The sequence below is a fragment of the Alcanivorax sp. HI0083 genome, from assembly GCF_001635175.1.
In genome coordinates this window covers 2501-5635 of sequence record NZ_LWFX01000520.1, presented here as the reverse complement: position 1 = coordinate 5635, position 3135 = coordinate 2501, and the positions used below count along the sequence as shown (strand labels likewise).

At 52.7% G+C, this 3135-nt stretch carries 2 rRNA genes (1 of these 2 running past the window's edge); both read right to left on the bottom strand.

The window, feature by feature from the left end:
• Positions 1-77 precede the first annotated feature (77 nt).
• Positions 78-193 (bottom strand): 5S ribosomal RNA (gene rrf, locus A3754_RS05390).
• A gap of 204 nt (positions 194-397) precedes the next feature.
• Positions 398-3135 (bottom strand): 23S ribosomal RNA (locus A3754_RS05385) (it continues 154 nt past the right edge of the window).

Genomic DNA, 3135 nt, shown 5'->3' with positions numbered 1-3135 from the left:
GAGGAGTTCACCGTATCTTAAACCAAACAAAAAACCCCCGTCACTTTCGTGGCGGGGGTCTTTTGTTTGGTTTAAGAGCCTGACGATGACCTACTCTCACATGGGGAAGCCCCACACTACCATCGGCGATATGTCGTTTCACTTCTGAGTTCGGCATGGGATCAGGTGGTTCCAACATTCTATGGTCGTCAGGCAAACTGGTTTGGTTGTCCTGAATAATCAGGATGACCAAATAGGTTGCCTTACCGGTGTTCTCTACCGAAGTAGAACTGCTTGCTCACCGGCAAAGCCAAATTGGGTAACGAGAAGTTTGCTATTCAACTGCAAGGTTAGTATCTCTCACACCGTATCTTTGCGTTACCTGGCTTGATGTGCCGAGTAACTGCTTTGGTGTTATATAGTCAAGCCTCACGGGCAATTAGTACTGGTTAGCTTCACGCCTTACAACGCTTCCACACCCAGCCTATCAACGTTGTGGTCTTCAACGGCCCTTCAGGGGAATCAAGTTCCCAGGGAGATCTCATCTTGAGGGAGGCTTCCCGCTTAGATGCTTTCAGCGGTTATCCCGTCCGAACGTAGCTACCCGGCAATGCCACTGGCGTGACAACCGGAACACCAGAGGTTCGTCCACTCCGGTCCTCTCGTACTAGGAGCAGCTCCTCTCAAATCTCCAACGCCCACGGCAGATAGGGACCGAACTGTCTCACGACGTTCTAAACCCAGCTCGCGTACCTCTTTAAATGGCGAACAGCCATACCCTTGGGACCGGCTTCAGCCCCAGGATGAGATGAGCCGACATCGAGGTGCCAAACACCGCCGTCGATATGAACTCTTGGGCGGTATCAGCCTGTTATCCCCGGAGTACCTTTTATCCGTTGAGCGATGGCCCTTCCATACAGAACCACCGGATCACTAAGACCTGCTTTCGCACCTGCTCGACTTGTAGGTCTCGCAGTCAAGCACCCTTCTACCTTTACGCTCGTTGCACGATGTCCGACCGTGCTGAGGGTACCTTTGTGCTCCTCCGTTACTCTTTGGGAGGAGACCGCCCCAGTCAAACTACCCACCACACAATGTCCCCGATCCCGATAAGGGACCCAGGTTAGAACCTCAAACATGCCAGGCTGGTATTTCAAGGACGACTCCACAATGACTAGCGTCACTGCTTCAAAGTCTCCCAGCTATCCTACACAAACAGGTTCAAAGTCCACTGTGAAGCTATAGTAAAGGTTCACGGGGTCTTTCCGTCTAGCCGCGGGTACACAGCATCTTCACTGCGATTTCGATTTCACTGAGTCTCGGGTGGAGACAGCGCCCCCATCATTACGCCATTCGTGCAGGTCGGAACTTACCCGACAAGGAATTTCGCTACCTTAGGACCGTTATAGTTACGGCCGCCGTTTACCGGGGCTTCGATCAAGAGCTTCGCCGAAGCTAACCCCATCAATTAACCTTCCGGCACCGGGCAGGCGTCACACCCTATACGTCCGCTTACGCGTTTGCAGAGTGCTGTGTTTTTAATAAACAGTTGCAGGGGCCTTTTCACTGCGACCGCCGATAGCTTAGGGAGTAAATCCCATCACCGTCAGCGGCGTACCTTCTCCCGAAGTTACGGTACCACTTTGCCTAGTTCCTTCACCCGAGTTCTCTCAAGCGCCTTAGAATACTCATCCCAACCACCTGTGTCGGTTTGGGGTACGGTTCCTTATAACCTGAAGCTTAGAAGATTTTCCTGGAAGCATGGCATCAACCACTTCCCGGTCACAAAGGACCAGTGGTCTCGACTCTCAGCCTTAAGGTGCCGGATTTGCCTAACACCTCAGCCTACAGCCTTTCCCCGGGACAACCAACGCCCGGTAGGCATAGCCTTCTCCGTCTCTCCATCGCAGTTATAAGAAGTACGGGAATATTAACCCGTTTCCCATCAGCTACGCATTTCTGCCTCGCCTTAGGGGCCGACTCACCCTGCGCCGATTAGCGTTGCGCAGGAAACCTTGGTCTTTCGGCGTGCGGGTTTTTCACCCGCATTATCGTTACTCACGTCAGCATTCGCACTTGTGATACCTCCAGCATGCTTCTCAACACACCTTCACAGGCTTACACAACGCTCCCCTACCCAGCAGAACAAGTCTGCTGCCGCAGCTTCGGTATCCAGTTTGAGCCCCGTTACATCTTCCGCGCAGGCCGACTCGACTAGTGAGCTATTACGCTTTCTTTAAAGGGTGGCTGCTTCTAAGCCAACCTCCTAGCTGTCTGAGCCTTCCCACATCGTTTCCCACTTAACTGGAATTTGGGGACCTTAGCTGGCGGTCTGGGTTGTTTCCCTCTTCACGACGGACGTTAGCACCCGCCGTGTGTCTCCCGGATAGTACTCACTGGTATTCGGAGTTTGCATCGGTTTGGTAAGTCGGGATGACCCCCTAGCCGAAACAGTGCTCTACCCCCAGTGGTATTCGTCCGAGGCGCTACCTAAATAGCTTTCGGGGAGAACCAGCTATCTCCGAGCTTGATTAGCCTTTCACTCCGATCCACAGGTCATCCGCTAACTTTTCAACGGTAGTCGGTTCGGTCCTCCAATGCGTGTTACCGCATCTTCAACCTGCCCATGGATAGATCGCCCGGTTTCGGGTCTAATCCCAGCAACTAAACGCCCTATTAAGACTCGGTTTCCCTACGGCTCCCCTAAACGGTTAACCTCGCTACTGAAATTAAGTCGCTGACCCATTATACAAAAGGTACGCCGTCACCCCACAAAGAGGGCTCCGACTGCTTGTACGTACACGGTTTCAGGTTCTATTTCACTCCCCTCTCCGGGGTTCTTTTCGCCTTTCCCTCACGGTACTGGTTCACTATCGGTCAGCCAGGAGTATTTAGCCTTGGAGGATGGTCCCCCCACATTCAGTCAAAGTTTCACGTGCTCCGACCTACTCGATTTCACCTGATCAGATTTTCGGATACGGGGCTATCACCCACTATGGCCGGCCTTCCCAGACCGTTCTCCTAATCATTCACAGACTTAAGGGCTAATCCGCGTTCGCTCGCCGCTACTGACGGAATCTCAATTGATTTCTGTTCCTACGGGTACTTAGATGTTTCAGTTCCCCGCGTTCGCCTCGCATACCTATGTATTCAGTA